Annotated in this window: 16 protein-coding genes and 2 pseudogenes; 10 read left to right on the forward strand and 8 right to left on the reverse strand. The window is 60.6% G+C overall.

The genetic code is table 11. From position 1 onward, the window contains the following. Positions 1-959, reverse strand: a 959-nt coding sequence (locus tag EJD88_RS17335) for a LysR substrate-binding domain-containing protein (protein ID WP_256673681.1), incomplete at its 3' end; no start/stop codon positions are given. Between EJD88_RS17335 and EJD88_RS17340 the strand changes: the two are divergent. The 4 genes and pseudogenes from EJD88_RS17340 to EJD88_RS17355 all read left to right on the forward strand — a co-directional run. Beyond that, positions 873-1,604, forward strand: a pseudogene (locus EJD88_RS17340) (NAD(P)-dependent alcohol dehydrogenase); the annotation flags it as partial. The gene EJD88_RS17335 and the pseudogene EJD88_RS17340 sit on opposite strands and share 87 nt — an antisense overlap. 46 nt (positions 1,605-1,650) lie before the next feature. After that, positions 1,651-1,728: pseudogene (locus tag EJD88_RS17345) on the forward strand (peptide-methionine (S)-S-oxide reductase); the annotation flags it as partial. A 219-nt stretch (positions 1,729-1,947) separates the two neighbouring features. Continuing rightward, entirely contained in the window at positions 1,948-2,250 is a 303-nt protein-coding gene (locus tag EJD88_RS17350; protein ID WP_158878580.1) for a type II toxin-antitoxin system RelE/ParE family toxin, read from the forward strand. A 1-nt stretch (position 2,251) separates the two neighbouring features. Beyond that, positions 2,252-2,611, forward strand: coding sequence for an addiction module antidote protein (locus EJD88_RS17355; RefSeq protein WP_158878581.1), 360 nt, complete (start codon positions 2,252-2,254; stop codon positions 2,609-2,611). Positions 2,612-2,741: 130 nt separating this feature from the next. On the opposite strand, the gene gudD is transcribed toward EJD88_RS17355, so the two are convergent. Together gudD and EJD88_RS17365 are read right to left on the reverse strand one after the other, a co-directional pair. Continuing rightward, entirely contained in the window at positions 2,742-4,067 is a 1,326-nt protein-coding gene (gene gudD / locus EJD88_RS17360) for a glucarate dehydratase (protein WP_158878582.1), read from the reverse strand. A 19-nt stretch (positions 4,068-4,086) separates the two neighbouring features. After that, on the reverse strand, positions 4,087-5,448 hold the full coding sequence (locus tag EJD88_RS17365) for an MFS transporter (RefSeq protein ID WP_099586297.1): 1,362 nt from the start codon (positions 5,446-5,448) through the stop codon (positions 4,087-4,089). A gap of 340 nt (positions 5,449-5,788) precedes the next feature. On the opposite strand from EJD88_RS17365, the gene EJD88_RS17370 reads away from it, so the two are divergent. From EJD88_RS17370 to EJD88_RS27575, 4 genes are all read left to right on the forward strand, one after another. Next, on the forward strand, positions 5,789-6,499 hold the full coding sequence (locus EJD88_RS17370) for a FadR/GntR family transcriptional regulator (RefSeq protein ID WP_112196292.1): 711 nt from the start codon (positions 5,789-5,791) through the stop codon (positions 6,497-6,499). Between the two features lie 13 nt (positions 6,500-6,512). Beyond that, a complete protein-coding gene (locus EJD88_RS17375) occupies positions 6,513-7,208 on the forward strand; it encodes a tRNA (adenine(22)-N(1))-methyltransferase TrmK (RefSeq protein ID WP_158878583.1) in 696 nt (231 codons plus the stop codon). A 39-nt stretch (positions 7,209-7,247) separates the two neighbouring features. After that, positions 7,248-7,538, forward strand: coding sequence for a DUF3144 domain-containing protein (locus EJD88_RS17380; RefSeq protein WP_112196290.1), 291 nt, complete (start codon positions 7,248-7,250; stop codon positions 7,536-7,538). Positions 7,539-9,168: 1,630 nt separating this feature from the next. Next, on the forward strand, positions 9,169-9,861 hold the full coding sequence (locus tag EJD88_RS27575; protein ID WP_371854012.1) for a methyl-accepting chemotaxis protein: 693 nt from the start codon (positions 9,169-9,171) through the stop codon (positions 9,859-9,861). A 3-nt stretch (positions 9,862-9,864) separates the two neighbouring features. On the opposite strand, the gene EJD88_RS17390 is transcribed toward EJD88_RS27575, so the two are convergent. Continuing rightward, a complete protein-coding gene (locus EJD88_RS17390) occupies positions 9,865-11,022 on the reverse strand; it encodes a lactonase family protein (protein ID WP_178117228.1) in 1,158 nt (385 codons plus the stop codon). 70 nt (positions 11,023-11,092) lie between these two features. On the opposite strand from EJD88_RS17390, the gene EJD88_RS17395 reads away from it, so the two are divergent. Then, positions 11,093-11,995: a hypothetical protein gene (locus EJD88_RS17395; RefSeq protein WP_256673682.1), complete on the forward strand. Its 903-nt coding sequence runs from the start codon at positions 11,093-11,095 to the stop codon at positions 11,993-11,995. Here the strand turns inward: EJD88_RS17395 and EJD88_RS17400 are convergent. Further along, a complete protein-coding gene (locus EJD88_RS17400; RefSeq protein ID WP_099586292.1) occupies positions 11,965-12,423 on the reverse strand; it encodes a transposase in 459 nt (152 codons plus the stop codon). The two genes, EJD88_RS17395 and EJD88_RS17400, sit on opposite strands and share 31 nt — an antisense overlap. A gap of 493 nt (positions 12,424-12,916) precedes the next feature. On the opposite strand from EJD88_RS17400, the gene EJD88_RS17405 reads away from it, so the two are divergent. Next, positions 12,917-14,653 carry an OPT family oligopeptide transporter gene (locus EJD88_RS17405; protein WP_112196287.1) on the forward strand — a complete coding sequence of 579 codons (1,737 nt, stop codon included), beginning with the start codon at positions 12,917-12,919 and terminating at the stop codon, positions 14,651-14,653. A gap of 27 nt (positions 14,654-14,680) precedes the next feature. Here EJD88_RS17405 and EJD88_RS17410 read toward each other — a convergent pair whose 3' ends face one another. From EJD88_RS17410 to EJD88_RS17420, 3 genes are all read right to left on the reverse strand, one after another. Further along, a complete protein-coding gene (locus EJD88_RS17410; protein WP_099586290.1) occupies positions 14,681-15,307 on the reverse strand; it encodes a glutathione S-transferase family protein in 627 nt (208 codons plus the stop codon). A gap of 61 nt (positions 15,308-15,368) precedes the next feature. Then, positions 15,369-15,830: a VOC family protein gene (locus EJD88_RS17415; RefSeq protein WP_112196285.1), complete on the reverse strand. Its 462-nt coding sequence runs from the start codon at positions 15,828-15,830 to the stop codon at positions 15,369-15,371. Between the two features lie 22 nt (positions 15,831-15,852). Further along, on the reverse strand, positions 15,853-17,103 hold the full coding sequence (locus tag EJD88_RS17420) for a hypothetical protein (RefSeq protein WP_158878586.1): 1,251 nt from the start codon (positions 17,101-17,103) through the stop codon (positions 15,853-15,855). Positions 17,104-17,129 lie beyond the last annotated feature (26 nt).

The raw sequence follows: 17,129 nt of genomic DNA on the forward strand, positions 1-17,129 counted from the left end.
ATTGGAAGAACGCAATGAATCAATTTGCGATTCTGTACGGAGATCGATTTATCAGGCCGACCTGGTAAAGATGGCCTGCCTGACGGCAGGCCGTAACCGGCCCGAACACAAAAAATCTGACACTCTCTGCTGGGATAAAGCACCGATACCAGGCGAGGCTTTGGACGAAATGCCCTGAGCACTTCAACCAGTTCTCCGCTTGCGAGGAATGTCTCAACGGCTATTCCAGGAGCTTGAACAATGCCGAAGCCTGCAACACCGCATTGAACGTAGGCATTCGACTCATTCACCGTGATTCCACCATGAGGCGTGTGTGGCCGATCTTCGCCGTCTACCGAGAAGTGCCAAGGCAGTGGTCTGTTATTTTGACCGGAAAGGAAGCTGACACATTGGTGGTCTGCCAGATCTTGCAGGGTTATGGGTGCCCCGCAGGCTTGGAGATAACCTGGAGACGCACAGGTCACCATGGTGGCGGCGCCAATTTCTCTGGCCACCATGCTTGAATCCGGGAGGTCACCAATTCGAAATACACAGTCGATGCCCTCGGCGACGAGATCTACCGTACGGTCGGTCACGCCTAGCGCAAGCTCGATTTCGGGAAATGCCTCTTTAAATTTCCTAAGGCTTTCCATGAAGCTGCGCTGGGAAAATGCAGTGGGAATGTCAATTCGAAGTCGTCCGCGCAAGGTCGGCCCACTACGGTCGAACATGGAAGTGGTTTCTGCAATGGTTGCCAAAATTTCTTTGACGCGTTCGTAAAACCGCTCGCCCTCAGCCGTCAGTTTTACTTTACGCGTAGTGCGCTGGAACAGACGGACACCCAGCGAGGCTTCCAGATCCTGAATGGTGCGCGTGACGTGCGGGCGTCCGGCCTGGACGGTATGCCCGGGCCAGATGAGCCCAACTACTGCTTCGGCTCGCCATTGCCTGGTGGACTGGCGGAATACATGATCATCCATGAAGACAGCGCGGTACGTGCCCCCGACAACATGTCAGATGAGGAAGCCGCGACCCTTCCAATTGCCGCGCTGACCGCATGGTATGCGCTCGTCGATTATGGCCGGATCGAGGCCGGCCAAACCGTTTTGGTTCAGGGATCTGGAGGTGTTTCTGTTTTTGCAGCACAAATTGCCACAGCTCTGGGGGCCAAGGTTATCGTCACCTCCAGCCGTGATGACAATCTGGAAGCTGTAAAAAAGCTCGGCGCTGTGGCTGGTGTGAATTATCGCACTACCCCTGAGTGGGCAGAGGAAGTTCTGAAGCTCACTGACGGCAAGGGAGTGGATCTTCTGCTGGATGTGGCAGGCGGTGACGGCATCAATCAATCGATTGCTGCAACAAAGGTAGGTGGACGTATCGCACAGATCGGCTTTCTGACAGGCCAAACCTCTGCCCTGAACCTGATGCCTATGATTTTTCGACAAACAACGATTCGCGGCATAGCCGTTGCTCCACGCTCGTCATTTGACCGAATGAACGAGTTCTTGAATGAGCACAAGATTCGCCCGGTAATCGACCACGTGTATCCATTCGATCAAGCACGCGAAGCGTACGAACATTTGGCCAGAGGCGCCTTTGGTAAGGTGGTAATCAAAATTGCATAGGATTAATCCACTTGGAGTTACGCCGCAAATTTCCGCATTGAAATATGTGCGGTCAGATACCGCGGCTGATGTGGATGCCTCCAAGCTATGGCCGGGGCGTGTGGTCACGCAAATAGAGCCCGCCAGCGTCACCTTCACTCAGGGGGGGCGGAGAAGTTTTTGATACGAAAAATAGCTATCGGGCTGTTCGGCTGTTCTATCGATTATCCAGGGAAATAAGAGCTCACAGAATCGCCCGGCTGTTTATGCGGGGGCTGGACTAGGATTTTTTCTTCCGGTGCTCTCCGGAGCTAAAAATCCACTGGCATCTACAAGGAGTAGCCAGTAGGCTACAAGTGAAGCTGTGACCAACTTGATCGGCAGGACGCCCGAGTTCGATACGTGGCTCGATGGTATGAAAGATATGTGTGGCAAAACAGCGGTGTTGACGCGGCTGGACCGAGCCGAGGAAAACAATTTTGGCGATTGTGAGCCTGTAGGCGACGGGATGAGTGAAATGCGTGTGTTTGTCGGGCCCGGCTACAGAATTTATTTTGTGCGTACGGGTATCGCTGCTTACCTGATGCTCTGGGGCAGTGATAAAACCGACCAGAATAGAGGGATCAAACGGGCTAAAGAGATCCTCGCTGCCCTGAGAGGTCAATGAGATGAGCGAATTGAAATTTAAACCAGAGGACATGCCGATCCTCGATCTTGATACCTCCGGCACCAGCGTCTATGAAGCTTCGCGCTTTCTCGACAGCCCGGAGATCATCAGTGCATACCTTGCACAAAGCATGAAGTCTCAAGACCCGCAGGTGCTCATGAAAGCGCTTGCCGAGGTCGCCAAGGCACAGGGTGTGAACAAGGTGGCGGAGGCGGCGGGGGTTAATCGCGAGAGCCTGTATAAAACCCTGAAGGGCGGTTCTAAAACGCGTTATGAGACGATTCAGAAACTGATGCTGGCGTTAGGTGTGGAACTGACTGTGCAGCCGATTGCGGCGGTGGCGGGCGACCACAACCCTTGAAATACACCGGGGACCAATGTGGGAGGGGGCTTGCCCCCGATGGCTGAGTGTCAGTCGATACATGTCTGGCTGATACACCGCTATCGGGGGCAAGCCCCCTCCCACATTTGACCGACTTTGTCTTGAGCGCTCAGCGCACCAGGCAAGGCTGCTTGTTGTTATAGCGCCACCCCGGAATCAAGAACTGCATCGCCACGCTGTCATCCCGCGCCCCAAGGCCCATGCCTTTATAAAGCTCGTGAGCCTTGGCCACAGCGTCCATGTCGATGTCCACGCCCAGGCCCGGTTTGGCCGGGACCTTCACATAACCGCCTTCGATCTTCAGCGGTTGCTTGGTCAAGCGTTGTCCGTCCTGCCAGATCCAGTGGGTGTCGATGGCGGTGATCTCGCCCGGTGCCGCAGCGGCCACTTGGGTGAACATTGCCAGGGAAATATCAAAGTGGTTGTTGGAGTGCGAGCCCCAGGTCAGGCCCCAGTCGTTGCACATCTGCGCCACGCGCACCGAGCCTTGCATCGTCCAGAAGTGCGGGTCGGCCAGGGGAATGTCCACCGATTGCAGCTGGATCGCGTGGCCCATTTCGCGCCAGTCGGTGGCGATCATGTTGGTGGCGGTCTTGAGGCCCGTGGCGCGGCGGAATTCGGCCATGACTTCACGTCCCGAGTAACCATTTTCGGCCCCGCACGGGTCTTCGGCGTAGGCGAGCACGTGGTGTTGGTCGCGGCACAGGCGGATGGCTTCTTTCAGTGACCAGGCGCCGTTCGGGTCGAGGGTGATGCGTGCATCGGGGAAGCGTTCGGCCAGGGCGGTGACGGCTTCGATCTCTTCGTCGCCGCTTAAAACGCCGCCCTTGAGCTTGAAGTCGTTGAAGCCGTATTTGGCCTTGGCAGCCTCGGCCAGGCGCACCACGGCTTCGGCCGTCAGGGCTGTTTCATGGCGCAGGCGGAACCACTCGTCGTCGGCGTCCGCTTCGTTGCGGTAGGCCAGGTCGGTGGCATTGCGGTCGCCCACATAGAACAGATAGCCGAGCATTTTTACCGCGTCGCGCTGCTGGCCTTCGCCGAGCAAAGCGGCCACCGGCACTTCAAGGAACTGCCCCAGCAGGTCGAGCAAGGCCGCTTCCATGGCGGTGACGGCGTGGATGGTGATGCGCAGGTCAAAGGTTTGCAGGCCGCGGCCGGCCGAGTCCCGCGAGGCAAAGGTGCTGCGCATCTGGTTGAGGATGCGCTGGTACTGGCCGATGGGTTGGCCGATCACCAGGCTGCGCGCATCTTCCAGGGTTTCGCGGATGCGTTCGCCGCCCGGCACTTCACCGACGCCAGTGTTGCCGGAGCTGTCCTTGAGAATCACGATGTTGCGCGTGAAATATGGGCCGTGGGCGCCGCTGAGGTTGAGCAGCATGCTGTCGTGGCCGGCCACGGGGATGACCTGCAAGTGAGTAACGACGGGAGTAGTCATGGCAAGTTCCTAAAGAGGCTCAAAGAGGTTTGCTGAGGGCGGCGCCGGTTGGCGTCACGCTGGGCGAGGTCAATGGGGCAGAGGGCGCGGTCTTGGCGAAAAACACCAGGATCGCCGCGAGCACCGAGGTGCCGGCCAGGCCGTAGAGGCCACCCTGGATCGAACCGGTGGTCTGCTCCAGAAAGCCAAACGTGGTCGGCGCGACGAAGCCGCCCAGGTTGCCGATGGAGTTGATCAGCGCGATCACCGCCGCCGCGATGCGCACATCCAGATAGCCCTGTGGGATCGGCCAGAACAGCGAAGACGCCGACTTGAATCCGATGGCCGCAAAGCAGATCGCCACAAAGGCAAACACCGGCCCGCCAGTGGTGGACATGAACATCCCCGCCGCCGCAATCAACAGCGCCGCCGCGACCCACGCTTGCTGGAACTTGAACTTGCCCGACAGCGACGCGAAGGCGTACATGGCGATGATCGAGATCAGCCACGGGATCGAGTTGAAGAAGCCGACTTGTACATCACTCAAGTCACCCATCTTCTTGATGATGCTCGGCAGCCAGAACGTCGCCGCGTAAATGGTCAGCTGGATGCAGAAGTACAGCGCGCAGAACAGCAGGATCTGGCGGTCTTTGAGCAGCTTGCCGATGGTGGGCTTGACGCTGGTCAGCGCCTCACGCTGGCGTTGTTCCTCGTCGATGGCGCCGACCAGCGCGTCCTGTTCTTCGCGGGTCATCCATTTGGCGTCGTGGGGCTTGGAGTCCAGCCAAAACCACACAAAAAAACCGATCACTACCGAGGCCAGGCCTTCGATGGCGAACATCCATTGCCAGCCGTGGAAGCCAAAGCCTTCGATCTGCAACAACACGCCCGACAGCGGGCCCGAGATCAACGAGGCCACCGCCGAGCCGCTGAGGAAAATCGCAATCGCCTTACCGCGTTCCACACCCGGCAACCAGCGCGTGAAGTAGTAGATCACGCCAGGGAAGAAGCCAGCTTCGGCCACGCCCAGCAGAAAGCGCAGGATGTAGAAGTGGGTTTCGTTCTGGATGAACGCCATCATCGTCGCGACGATGCCCCAGGTGAACATGATGCGGGTCAGCCAGATACGCGCGCCGACCTTTTGCAGCAGCATGTTGGAGGGCACTTCGAAGAGGGCATAACCGATGAAGAACAACCCGGCACCGAACCCGTAGGCCGCTGCGCCGATGCCCAGGTCATGCTCCATGTGTGTGCGCACAAAGCCGATATTGACCCGGTCGATGTAATTGAGGATGAACATGATCACGAACAGTGGGAGCACATGGCTCTTCACTTTGCGCACGGCGCGCGCGAGGACCGGATCACTGTGTGGAGCGGCAGATGCATGGCTTGAATTGTTCACAATTCAAAACTCCCCCTGGTTATTTTTATGTGGGTTTGCGTGTCTTGTTGATAGACATCATACAAGTGCGTTTCTGTAGTCCGCAATCCGGCGCTCGATGTTTTTGTGCTTATAAGGCCTTTCGTTGAGTAAGTGTTTTGGTTATTTGTCAGTGTTTATTGGGTTTTTTGTGGGTTTTCAGGCGGTGAAAGAACCCAGCGTTGACGGTGGTGGGAGCTGTCGAGATACCTGTCAGTCAGATTGGTTGTCATACAAGCTGGGTGGTTATTCAATCAACCTCGGCGGCGTGCCGGGTCTGGGTGTTAAGCTCCCCCCAGCCCAACCCTGTGGACCTGCAGCAATGCCCAGTGAAGCCCCGATCCCCGTGCGTAAACGTTCCACCAACCTGGCCCAGGGCGTGGTCGATGCCCTGACCCAGCGCATCCTGCTCGGTCAGTTGAAGCCGGGGGAGAAGCTGCCGTCGGAATCCACCATCGTGCTGGAGCACGGCGTCAGCCGGACGGTGGTGCGTGAGGCGCTGTCGAAGTTGCAGGCGGCCGGGCTGGTGGAGACCCGTCACGGCATCGGCACCTTTGTGCTGGAGCAGAGCGCCCAGCAAGGCTTGCGCCTGCACGTGGATACGGTCGCCAGCGTGCGCAACATGCTGGAGCTACGCCTGGGCCTGGAAGTGCAAGCGGTGGCGCTGGCGGCGCTGCGCAGGAGCGACGCGCAACTGGCCCACATGCGCGAAGCGCTGGACGATTACCAGGCCTCCCTGGCCAACAACGACAGTTGCGTGGAAGAAGACAAACGCTTCCACCAGTTGATCGCCGAAGCCACCGGCAATACCTTCTTCACCGAAATCATGCAGCACCTGGGCAATGCGATGATTCCGCGCACCCAGGTGAAGAGTGACGAGCGTGGCGGCGCGGATTTTGCCAAGCTCGGGCAACTGGCGAACCGGGAGCATGAGGCGATTTTCAATGCAATCAAACGCCAGGACCCGGACGCCGCACGCGCCGCCATGGTGTTGCATCTGACTAACAGCCGGGATCGATTTTCCGGGGAATGATAAGGAACACAGGTTGAACGAACACACCTTGTCCATGCGCCTGGAGCGCGTGGCCGCGCAGGTGCCGCACGGCGCGCGGCTGGCCGATATCGGCTCTGACCATGCCTACCTGCCAGTGGCGTTGCTGCGCCGTGGCGTGATCGAGGCGGCGGTGGCGGGGGAGGTGGCGGCTACGCCGTTCCAGGCGGCCGAACGGACCGTACGTGAAAACGGCCTGGAGCGGCAGATCACCGTGCGGCTGGCCGATGGTCTGGCGGCCGTCCATGCGAGTGACGGCATCACGGCCATCAGCCTCTGTGGCATGGGCGGCGAGACGATTCGCGACATCCTTGAAGCTGGCAAAGCCCACCTGAACGGCCTTGAGCGCCTGGTCCTGCAACCCAACGGCGGTGAGCAACCGCTGCGCCTGTGGTTGATGAACAACGGCTATCGCATCGTCAGTGAAGAGCTGCTGCACGAAAACCGCTTTTATTATGAAATCATCGTGGCCGAGCGTGCTGGACCGGTGAGCTATACCGCCGAGGAGCTGTATTTCGGCCCGCTGCAACTGCAGGCCCCCAGCCCGGTATTTTTGGCCAAGTGGCAGCGCGCGTTGCGCCTGAAACACCAGACCCTGGCGGGCTTTGAGCAGGCGTCGCAAGCGGTGCCCGAGGCGAAGCTGCAAGAAATCAGCCGGCAGATCAGATGGATCACCACACTGCTGGCTTGATAACCCTTCATTCAATCGTGATTACCCAGGAACCCCGCAATGGCAGACGCTATCGACCAAGCCTTCTATGAGCGCGCCGACGCGCATATCGAACTGTCGAACGAACAGCTCAAAACCTTCGAAAACCTCGGCCAGGTCAGCGCCTCGATGATGTTCGGCACTACCCGCTTCAATGCCTGGGCCCTCGCGCGCAACTTCAAGTCCGGTGCTCACATGGCCGAGGAGCGTGAGGCGATGCTCAAGTATTGCTGTGACCAGTACCGGATGATGCTTGAGGATAATCTGGATGATCACATCAAAAATTTTGACCAGTACATGCAGGCCAGGTAGGCCGGCGGCACGGGTGTTTTGATCACGTCCATGGGGCGCCTGCGCCATCGGTTACAGGTGTGTCCTTGACCGTGAGTGCTTTTGCCCCATTTTCGAGCACGCTGCGGGCGCCATTAACGCACAGCACGCCCTGTTTCAGGGCTGCGCGCCAACGGCCCGTATCTTGCTAGAGCCAAGCCAATCAATGACATGGCACTTTGCCGTTAGTCATTTCAAGGCTTCGCCCACCGTGCACCACGTGGGTTGTTTGAGGGAGTAGTCGGACATGCACAGCTTGTTATCACCCGGTATCCGCCTGCTCGGACGTATGGGGTTTGCACGCAAATTCCAATTGTTGTTTTTCCTGTTCATGCTGCCCCTGGCCGGGAGCCTCTGGATGATCGGCCAGGACTATCGCGATAAATTAGGCGTGATTTCCACCGAGCAGTCCGGCGTGCGCCAACTGTTGGCCCTGGATGCACTGGACGGCCAATTGACGGCCCAGCGCAACCTGGCTGCGCGTTGGAAAGCGGCAGACATCCTGCACGCACCGACGCCGGCGGCGAAGGCGGCGATGGACAAGGTCGATGCGAATTTCCCGCTGATCCAGCAAAGCCTGCAAGCCTTGGGCGATGCGCTCAACGCCCAGAATGCCAGCGCCGACATCCTCGCGCGCTACGAGGCGTTGCAGGCCACCGTCAAAGGCATGGACTCCGCTTCCCTGCGCACGGTGGGCTGGTGGCCGGATGGCTACGACCGTTTCACCTCGGCGCTGAGCGCGATGCAAACCCTGCGCGAACAGATCACCCTGGACGCCGGCCTGATCCTCGATCCCTGGCTGGAAACCTACATGCTGATGCAGATGGGCACACAGCAGACGCCTGACCTGATCGAGCGTATCGGTCGCATGGCGGGCGTCGGGCAGTCGTCCATCGCGTCGGGGCAGTTCACCCTGCAAAGTCGTTTGCAAATGCGCGACCTGCGCAGCCGCATTGGCGACGCGCGCGACCAGTTGGTCAAGGCGGCGGCTTCGCTCAAGGCCAAGCAATTCGAGGGCATGGAGCCTTGGACTGCACAGTACGACAACAGCCTGCAACTGTTGGATAACGAGCTTAAAGTGCTGGATGACGGCGTGTTCGGTGGCACCATCAAGCTCGATACCGCCGGTTTCGAACGCAGTGTCGACGCCATGCTCGGTTCGCTCAGCGCACTGCGCGTGCAGTCGCTGACCTCCCTGGACGAGCGCTTGAGCTACTACCACCGCGACGCGAACAAACGCTTCATTCCTCTTGCAATGGTCTTCGGCGTACTGGCCCTGGCCGCGCTGTACTTGTTCATGTGCCTGCAGGCCTCCATCCGCCGTAGTGCCAGCGGCATCACCACCCTGGCCGAATCCCTGCGCGACGGTAACCTTTGCGTCGAAGTGGCGGTGCAAGGGCGTGACGAACTGGCGCTGATCAGCACCGCGCTGAACGTCGCAGTGGTGCAATTGCGCACCAGCCTGTTGGGGGTCAATCACGAAACCCAGCAGCTCGGCTCGGCGGTGCTCACCCTCAATTCCCAATCGGGCAGCACCCTCAGCGAAGTCGAAGACCAGCAGCATCAAATCAGCCAGATCGCCGCCGCTGCTACCCAGTTGGCCGCGACCTCCATGGGCGTCGCCAGAAGCTGTGAACAAGCGTCGGGCAGCGCCCAGCAAACCCGACGCATTGCCGAAGACAGCAGCCGCGACAGCCAGCGCACCACGGCCAGCATCCAGCAACTCAACCAACGCCTTACCGACACCGCCGATGCACTGCAGCAAGTCAGCCAGCAGGGGCAGCAGATTCAGTCGGTGGTCGACACCATTCGCGGCATTGCCGAGCAAACCAACCTGCTGGCGCTCAACGCGGCCATTGAAGCGGCGCGCGCCGGTGAGCAGGGGCGGGGTTTTGCGGTGGTGGCCGATGAGGTGCGCAGCCTGTCCCAGCGCACCCAGGCGTCCACGGCGCAGATCGCCGGCACCGTCGACAGCCTGCGCGCGACCGTGAGTCAGGCGGTGACGCTGATGGGCGCCGCGTGCGAGCAAGCGTTGACCGACGCCGAGTCCGTCACCGGCCTGGGCACGCGCTTGGGCGAGATTGCCGGCGCGGTGCAGAACGTCACCGACACCCTGGCGCAAATCGCCACAGCGGTGGAAGAGCAAGCGGCGACGGCGGATGAAGTGAGTGGCAACATCCAGCAAGTCGACCAGGCGGCAGGGCGTTTGCTGGATGGCGCACGGGCGGTCAACCGAGCGGCGGACACCTTGAGCAAGGGCAGTCAGGCGTTGAGTGACAACACCGCGCGGTTTCGTTTGAGCTGAGTGCTATTGGGCCGCGGTCCGCAGGACTTCAATCCACAGCGCACCTTTGCCTGAAGCCGCCTCACCCACGCGCTTCAAGGCGCCGGTGTTGCTGACCGCGTAGGTACCGACCTTGTCGCTTTTCTCGCCGGTAACCAGCAACCACCGGCCATTGGGCGAAAACGCGATATTGCGCGGCTGCTGCTCTTCGACCGGGTAGTTGTCGAGGAACTTCAACGCGCCCGTCGCCGCGTCCACCGCAAACGCCGACACCGAACTGCTGGTGCGCTCGCTCATCAGCAGCAGCGAGCCATCCGGGGACAGGCGCAGGTCGGCAGCCCAGATTCGCGGTGTTGGGTCGTCCTTCAAGTCATTGTTGCGTGCATCGCGCACTTCGCCGTGGGCCAGCTTCAAGCGAGCGGGAATGCCATTGGCGACACCGATCTGCGTCAGCGCGCCGGTGCTGTCGTCGATGGCAAACGCAGTGACCGTGCCGCTCATTTCGCCGACCACATACAGGTATTTACCGTTGGCCGAAAACGCCAGGTGTCGAGGCCCGGTGTTGCTTGGCACGCTCACGTAGCCGCTGCCGATCGGCGTGAGTGCGCCGGTGTTGGCATCGAAGCGGTATTGCAGCACGTGGTCGTTGCCCAGGTTGCCGGCGTAGGCAAAGCGATTGCTTGGGTCGGTGCGCAAGGAATGCGCGTGCAGCCCGGTTTTGTAGGTGAGGATCGGTTCCGGCTTGTCGATGGGCTGCACGCTGAGGGTGTCGGCACCGTAAGAGGCCGCGAGCAGGAAACGTCCGGCGCGATCGGTGGCGAGGTAGGCCATGCTTTCGGCCAAGGGCGCTTTGGATTGCGGCGTCAAACGCCCGCTGGCCGGGTCAATGCTGAAGCCCTGCACTTGAAACGGCTTGACCCGCAACGCGGCATACAAGGTTTTACCGTCGGGGCTAAGCGCCATGGGGTTGACCTGGTCACCGGCGGTCACCTGGTTCACCAGGCTCAACGCGCCGTTGCTCTCGTCCAGGCGGTACTGGGAAATCAAGCCATCGCCGGGGCTGGAAATGTACGCGAAGGTTGCGGCGTGGGCGTGTGCACTGAGACCGCAGGCAATAGCGGCGGCCATGATGAGGGGTTTATTCACGAGTGAGCCTTTATTGTTATGGTTGTGGTCAGTCATCGTATGACTGTATTTCGATCTGGGCAATAGACGGTGTATCTGGCGGCGCGTCACGGGCATGATGCGCAGCATGAATCTCGACCCCAACGCACGGTACTGGCGCTTCCACACCCCTGATCCCGGCATTGGCCCGCGTGAACGCAGGCCGATGCGCGCCGAGGAACTGGCCTGGGCGCATGAACACGCAAGCGGGCATCGCTTCAGCTGGATTGCAGTGTTACTGCCACCGCTGTGTTTCGGCGTGTTCCTGCCCAGTCTGGTTTTTTTGCTCAGCCTGCTGCTGTATCGCGCCGTCTTCTCACCGGGGTTGGATGTTGACGGCATCCTCGGCCATTCATGGGCATGGCAGGCCCTGGCGACGCTGGTGTTCATGGCGGCGTGGGCATTGCGTAACTACCTGCGCGACACCCGCGACCCGATCAAGCGTTACTGGCAGACGATGCCGGGCCAAGGCGTGGTCGAGTTGGAGCGTCACACGCTGGTGTCTGGCACCAGCCTGTGGTCTTCGGACTTCGACCCGGACTGCAACGCCCTCATGCAATGGAAAAACGGCCGGTTTGAACAGGCCCAGAGCAGCGGAGTGGCGCAATGGGTCGTGGCCATGACCACGACGGGTCGCTGGCTGGTGATCAAGGACGAATACCCCGGCCCTTTCACCTACGACCGGGTGGGGCGCATGCCCGCTGCGCAAAAACGCATGCACCCCTGCCGTGACCTGGCCTTGGCGTTCGCTCCCTGCACGAACGTAGTGCTTGGGCGACGGTTTGACGGTGCACCGATAGCCTTGACCCACACGGAGTATTGGCTGTCGGCCGAAGAACTCACACGCCTGGTTGAGGTTGCGCATCACTGGCGGTTTTTCCCGCCGGACCGATATGGCGTGGTCAATCAGCAAGATGCGCCGTGGGTGCAACAACTGCTAGAGAAAGCCCACTCGCCTCCTCAAATCCACGCCGCATCCCACAACGAGTAATCGCCCACCCGATCCACCAAACCGGCTCGTAAAGGGTTGGCAATGATGTACCGCGCCATCTTGCGAAGATCATCTTCCGCACGCACTGCTCTATCGTGATAGCCGGGTTGCCAAACGCGCTCTTTGCTTTGACGCCGCCGGTTGATGACCAGCGTGCTGCGCGACTTAATACGTCGCACCACGCCTGCCAAATCCTGTTGTTTCAACTCAAACAACCAGTGAATGTGGTCAGGCATGATGACCCAGGCCAGAGACTCAACCAGCCCCAGCTCATGAACCTGCCGGAGTTCGGCAACCAGCAGACGGCTCAGGTAAAGGTCAGTGAACAAGCGCTGACGCTGATGAACGACGACGGTGATGAGGTAGCTACGACCCTGTTCTGAATAACGACCGTGACGCAGACGATGGGATTGAGGTGTGGGGCGCATTCCGGTGCTCTTGGTGGAATTCCTGAAGAGCCTTAACGCTAGCGCGCAGTAGGGGATGAACAAGTATCACTTGTTGGCTGAATGTAACCTTGTGGTGAGCGGGCTTCTGTGGTGAGCGGGCTTGCCCCGCGCTGGGCTGCGAAGCAGCCCCAAAAACCAGGCGCTGCGGTTTTCCTGAAAAATCGCGGCGGCCTTATGGGGGCCGCTTCGCTGCCCAGCGCGGGGCAAGCCCGCTCACCACAAAAAAACTGCTCACCAGAAAGAACCGGTTCACCAGAAAGCATCGGGTCATCACAAAGAACCGGTTCACCAGAAAGAACCGGGTCATCACAAAAAAGCCGGTTCACCACAAAAAATGCTCACCACCCAGAGCCCGCTCTTCAAAAAACGGACGGGCTTTACGCGGCTCTTCTGTTTTGCCGATTCAGGAACCTTCAGGGCCCATAGGGCTCACTTGTTAGGTCGCCCTGTTTCATCGCCGAAAGGAATCCGCATGCTTTCAGCCCCGCCCGCCATTCCCCAGTACGCCCCCGTCGAACGCGAACTCAGCCTGCGTGCCGTCATTACCGGTACGGTGCTTGGCATCTTGCTGACCCCTTCCAATGTGTACGCCGGCCTGAAGATCGGCTGGTCGTTCAATATGTCGATCATCGCGCTGCTGGTGGGATATGCGATCTGGCAGGGCCTGGCCAAACGTTCCACCGATCAGCTGCCCTGGACCCTGCATGAAAGCAATATCAACCAGACTGTCGCCTCGGCCGCCGCCTCGATTATCTCTGGCGGTCTAGTGGCGCCGATCCCGGCCTACACGCTGCTGACCGGCAACCAACTGGACGCGCTGCCGATGATCGCCTGGGTGTTCTCGGTGAGTTTCCTGGGCATCTGGATTGCCTGGTACCTGCGGCCGTCATTGCTCAATGACAAGGCGCTGAAGTTCCCCGAAGGCATGGCCACCCTGGAAACCCTGCTGCACATCTACAACCATGGCCGCGAAGCCGCGACGCGTCTGAAGGTGTTGCTCAGCGCGGCGTTGCTGTCCGGGGTGGTGAAGTGGGTGGACACCTTCATGTGGGCCTTCCCGCGCTGGTCGCCGACGGCCCAGTTGGAGCGCCTGACCTTTACCGCCGACCCTTCGCTGTTGCTGCTGGGGTTTGGCGGCATCATCGGTATTCGCGTTGGCCTGACCTTGCTACTCGGCGCCTTGCTCGCGTGGGGTGGCCTGGGCCCGTGGCTGTTGGCGCAGAACCTGGTGACATTGCCGGCCGACAGCAGCGGCCCGCAATTTGCCGCGTTGGTGGAGTGGTTGCTGTGGCCGGGGGTGAGCCTGATGGTGTGTTCCACCTTGGCCTCTTTGGCGATTCGCTTGTGGGCATTACGCACCTCCACCAAGGCCGAAGGCGGCAAGATCTGGAACGTGCCCAAGCCCGGTCCGGCTGCGGGTTTTATCCTGTCGATAGGCTTGGTCGTCAGCCTGCAAGCGTTGTTGTTCGGCATCAACCTGTGGATGGCGCTGCTGACCATTCCCCTGGCGATCTGCCTGGCCGCCGTCGCCGCCCGTGTGGTGGGCGCCACTGGCATTCCGCCGATTGGCGCCATCGGGCAATTGTCCCAACTGAGCTTCGGCATCGTCGCCCCCGGCCAGGTGCCGATCAACCTGATGAGCGCCAACACCGCTGGCGGCTCGGCCGGGCAATGCACGGACTTGATGAACGACTTCAAGGTGGGCAAAGCCATTGGCGCGACGCCGCATAAACAAGTGATCGCACAGATCCTGGGGATTTTCATCGGCAGTATCGTGGGCGTGTTGGCGTACCTGGCGCTGATTCCGGATCCGCAGTCCATGCTGCTCACCGAAGAATGGCCGGCGCCCGCAGTGGCAACGTGGAAAGCCGTGGCGCAAACCCTGACCCATGGGCTGGAGTCCTTGTCGACGAGCATCCGCTGGGCGATTGCCATCGGCGGCGGGGTAGGTGTGTTGCTGGGCGTGCTCGACAGCCTGTTGCCGGCCCATCGCTCCCGTTACTTGCCTAGTGCCGCCGCGTTGGGGCTGGCCTTTGTCCTGCCGGCCTCGGTGTCGTTGATGATGGCGCTGGGCGCGGTGCTGACCTGGCTGGTGAGCTGCCGTTGGCCGAGTCTCACCGAGCGCTTCGCGATTACCGCCGCAGCGGGGTTGATCGCCGGAGAGAGCATCACCGGCGTTGGGGCGTCGTTATGGCAGATGGTGGGGTAGTCGCACACCCACCGTGCCCGCGTTCACTTATTTGGCAAATGCATACTCGCCACCCTGTTCCAGCGCCTGGCGATACGCCGGTCGCGCCTGGAAACGCTGCACCCACGCCGCCAGGTGCGGGTAGGCCTGCAACTTGCCCTGGGCCTTGGCGATTTCACCGATAAAGCTCATCTGGATATCCGCACCGCTCAGCTCATCACCCAGCAGGTACGGCGTGTGTCCCAGCGCATCGTTCAGATAACCCAGGTAATTGGCCACTTCGGATTCGATACGCGGATGCAACGGCGCCCCGGCCTCACCCAGGCGACCCACATACAGATTGAGCATCAGCGGCAACATGGCCGAACCTTCGGCGAAGTGCAGCCATTGCACGTACTGGTCGTAGTCGGCGCTGGCAGGCTCGGGTTGCAGGCGCCCGTCGCCATGGCGGCGTATCAGGTAGTCGACGATGGCGCCGGACTCGATCACCACGTTGGCGCCGTCTTCAATCACCGGGGACTTGCCCAGGGCGTTGATCGCCTTGAGTTCAGGCGGCGCGAGGTTGGTCTTCGGGTCGCGCTGGTAGCGCTTGATCTCGTAAGGCAGGCCAAGTTCTTCCAGCAGCCACAGGATGCGCTGCGAGCGTGAGTTGTTGAGGTGGTGAACAATGATCATGGGAACTCCGCTGGGCAAGGGGTGTGTTAGGAGCAGACTGCTGTGCCGCCGTAGAGTGCCCTTAATCGGCGCTAAACGCCTCTTCGATGAAGGCCTCCAAGCCTTTCTCTTCCAGAATCTCCATAGAGAAATGCCCAAAGCGCTTGGGCAGCCAGATAATGCGCCCGCCGGACGGGCTTTGCAGGTTCTCCCGCGCCAACGGCTGGCCGTTTTCATCTTCGGGTTGTACGCCCGACGCGATCAGTTCGTCGTAGGCCAGCTCAATGTCGGGCGTCGAGTAGCAGTGGCGGTAAATCATGCCCTCGCCGTGGGCGTCCAACAGCGCCCGCAAATTGCCGGCAATCGGCTGTACCAGCATGAACCGCTCCTGGCCCATCAGCGCCACGGCGTAGCGCACATGCAGGCCGCCGCGGTCCCAGACGAAGGTCTTGGAGATACGCGCCTTGAGGATCTGCGCGTAGTAGGCGCAGGCCTCTTCAAGGTCGTTGACCAGCACATCGACGTGACTGAATTTCAGTTCCATGGCCTGCCTCCCAATAGCTCGATCAGCGCACGACTTCCAGCGCAGTGTATTGATTCACGTAGTGGAACTGGCTCGACGTCGACTCCAGCGTCAACGCCACTCCCAAATCCTCGATAAACGCACGCGAGGTCTTGTAGTCGCCCTGGTCGCACTCAAGCTTGATGGCGTCTCCGGTCAGCGAAGCAAACACCTGGCGCGCCGGGAAGCGTTCACCCACCTTGCACACCAATGAGGTGGCGGTAGGTGTGTCGGTGGGCTTGGCGGGCACGTTCAGCATCTGCATGTCTGCGCGCAAGGTTTGGCCAGGGGCCCAACTGCTCGGCGCGTTCAATTCGACGGCGAGGGTTTGCAGCACGCGCCCATCGCCGACGCCGTTCATTTTTGACTTCAACTGGATCAGGTCGGCCAGCATCAGGCGATCGACGTTGAAGGTGTCGCCGTAGACCTCGTTCTTCTTCAGCAGGCCGCCGTCGGCGGTGAAGGTGACCGAGGTCGGGCTGTCCTGGCTGCCGTCGCCTTTCTTGGACAGGTAGGTGTAGCTCAACCTCTTGAACTTCGGTTGCAACAGTGGCGCGGCAAGGCCTTGGAGCACACTGGCGGGTACCTCGACATCGTTGATGCTGGTTTCGACCACGGTGCGCGGGTAGTCGACCGGCGCGATGTCCGGCCGCAGCCACGCCAGCAGCGCCGCATCGACGCCGCCCTGTACCGAGCAACTGACGCGTGTGTGCTCGCCATCCGGCTCGACGATCAGCACCCGCTCAACGTGGCGCGTGCCCGGTGCCTTGCCGGGTCGCGGCTTGATCGCCTGCCAGTGGTCGTCGACCTTGAGTTCGCTGCGAATATAGGCCCCGTCGATTTTTTGCAGCCGTGCAGGTTGGTCCAGCAGCGGGGCAAGGCGTTGGGCAACTTCGTCGACGCCGCCTTGCACGACAAAACCCCAGTAATAGTAGCGCCCCAACTGATCGAGGTCGGTGGCCTCATCGGCATACGACAACAGCTTCAGGCCCGCAATGGGCGGCGCGCTGACGGGCACTTGGTTGGCGTTGCGGTCGGCACGGTTTCTAACGGCGATCCAGGTGAAGTCCTTGTCCTGCTTGAGCGGCGCATAGGCCTGCCATGCGGCGTGGTGGGTGTTCAGGCGGCTGAAGAACGTTGCGTCGCAGCGGGTGAAGGCCTTGAGTGTGTCGGCGAGCGCGGCGTCGTCGGCGTGGGCGATGGCTGGCAGCAACAGGGCAGACGCGAGGAGCAGGGCGGACGCGGGCGACTTCATAAAACGGGATATCCGTATCGGGGCGG

It is taken from the genome of Pseudomonas sp. PB105, from assembly GCF_009764655.1.
In the GTDB taxonomy this organism is placed as follows: Bacteria; Pseudomonadota; Gammaproteobacteria; order Pseudomonadales; family Pseudomonadaceae; genus Aquipseudomonas; species Aquipseudomonas cyclaminis.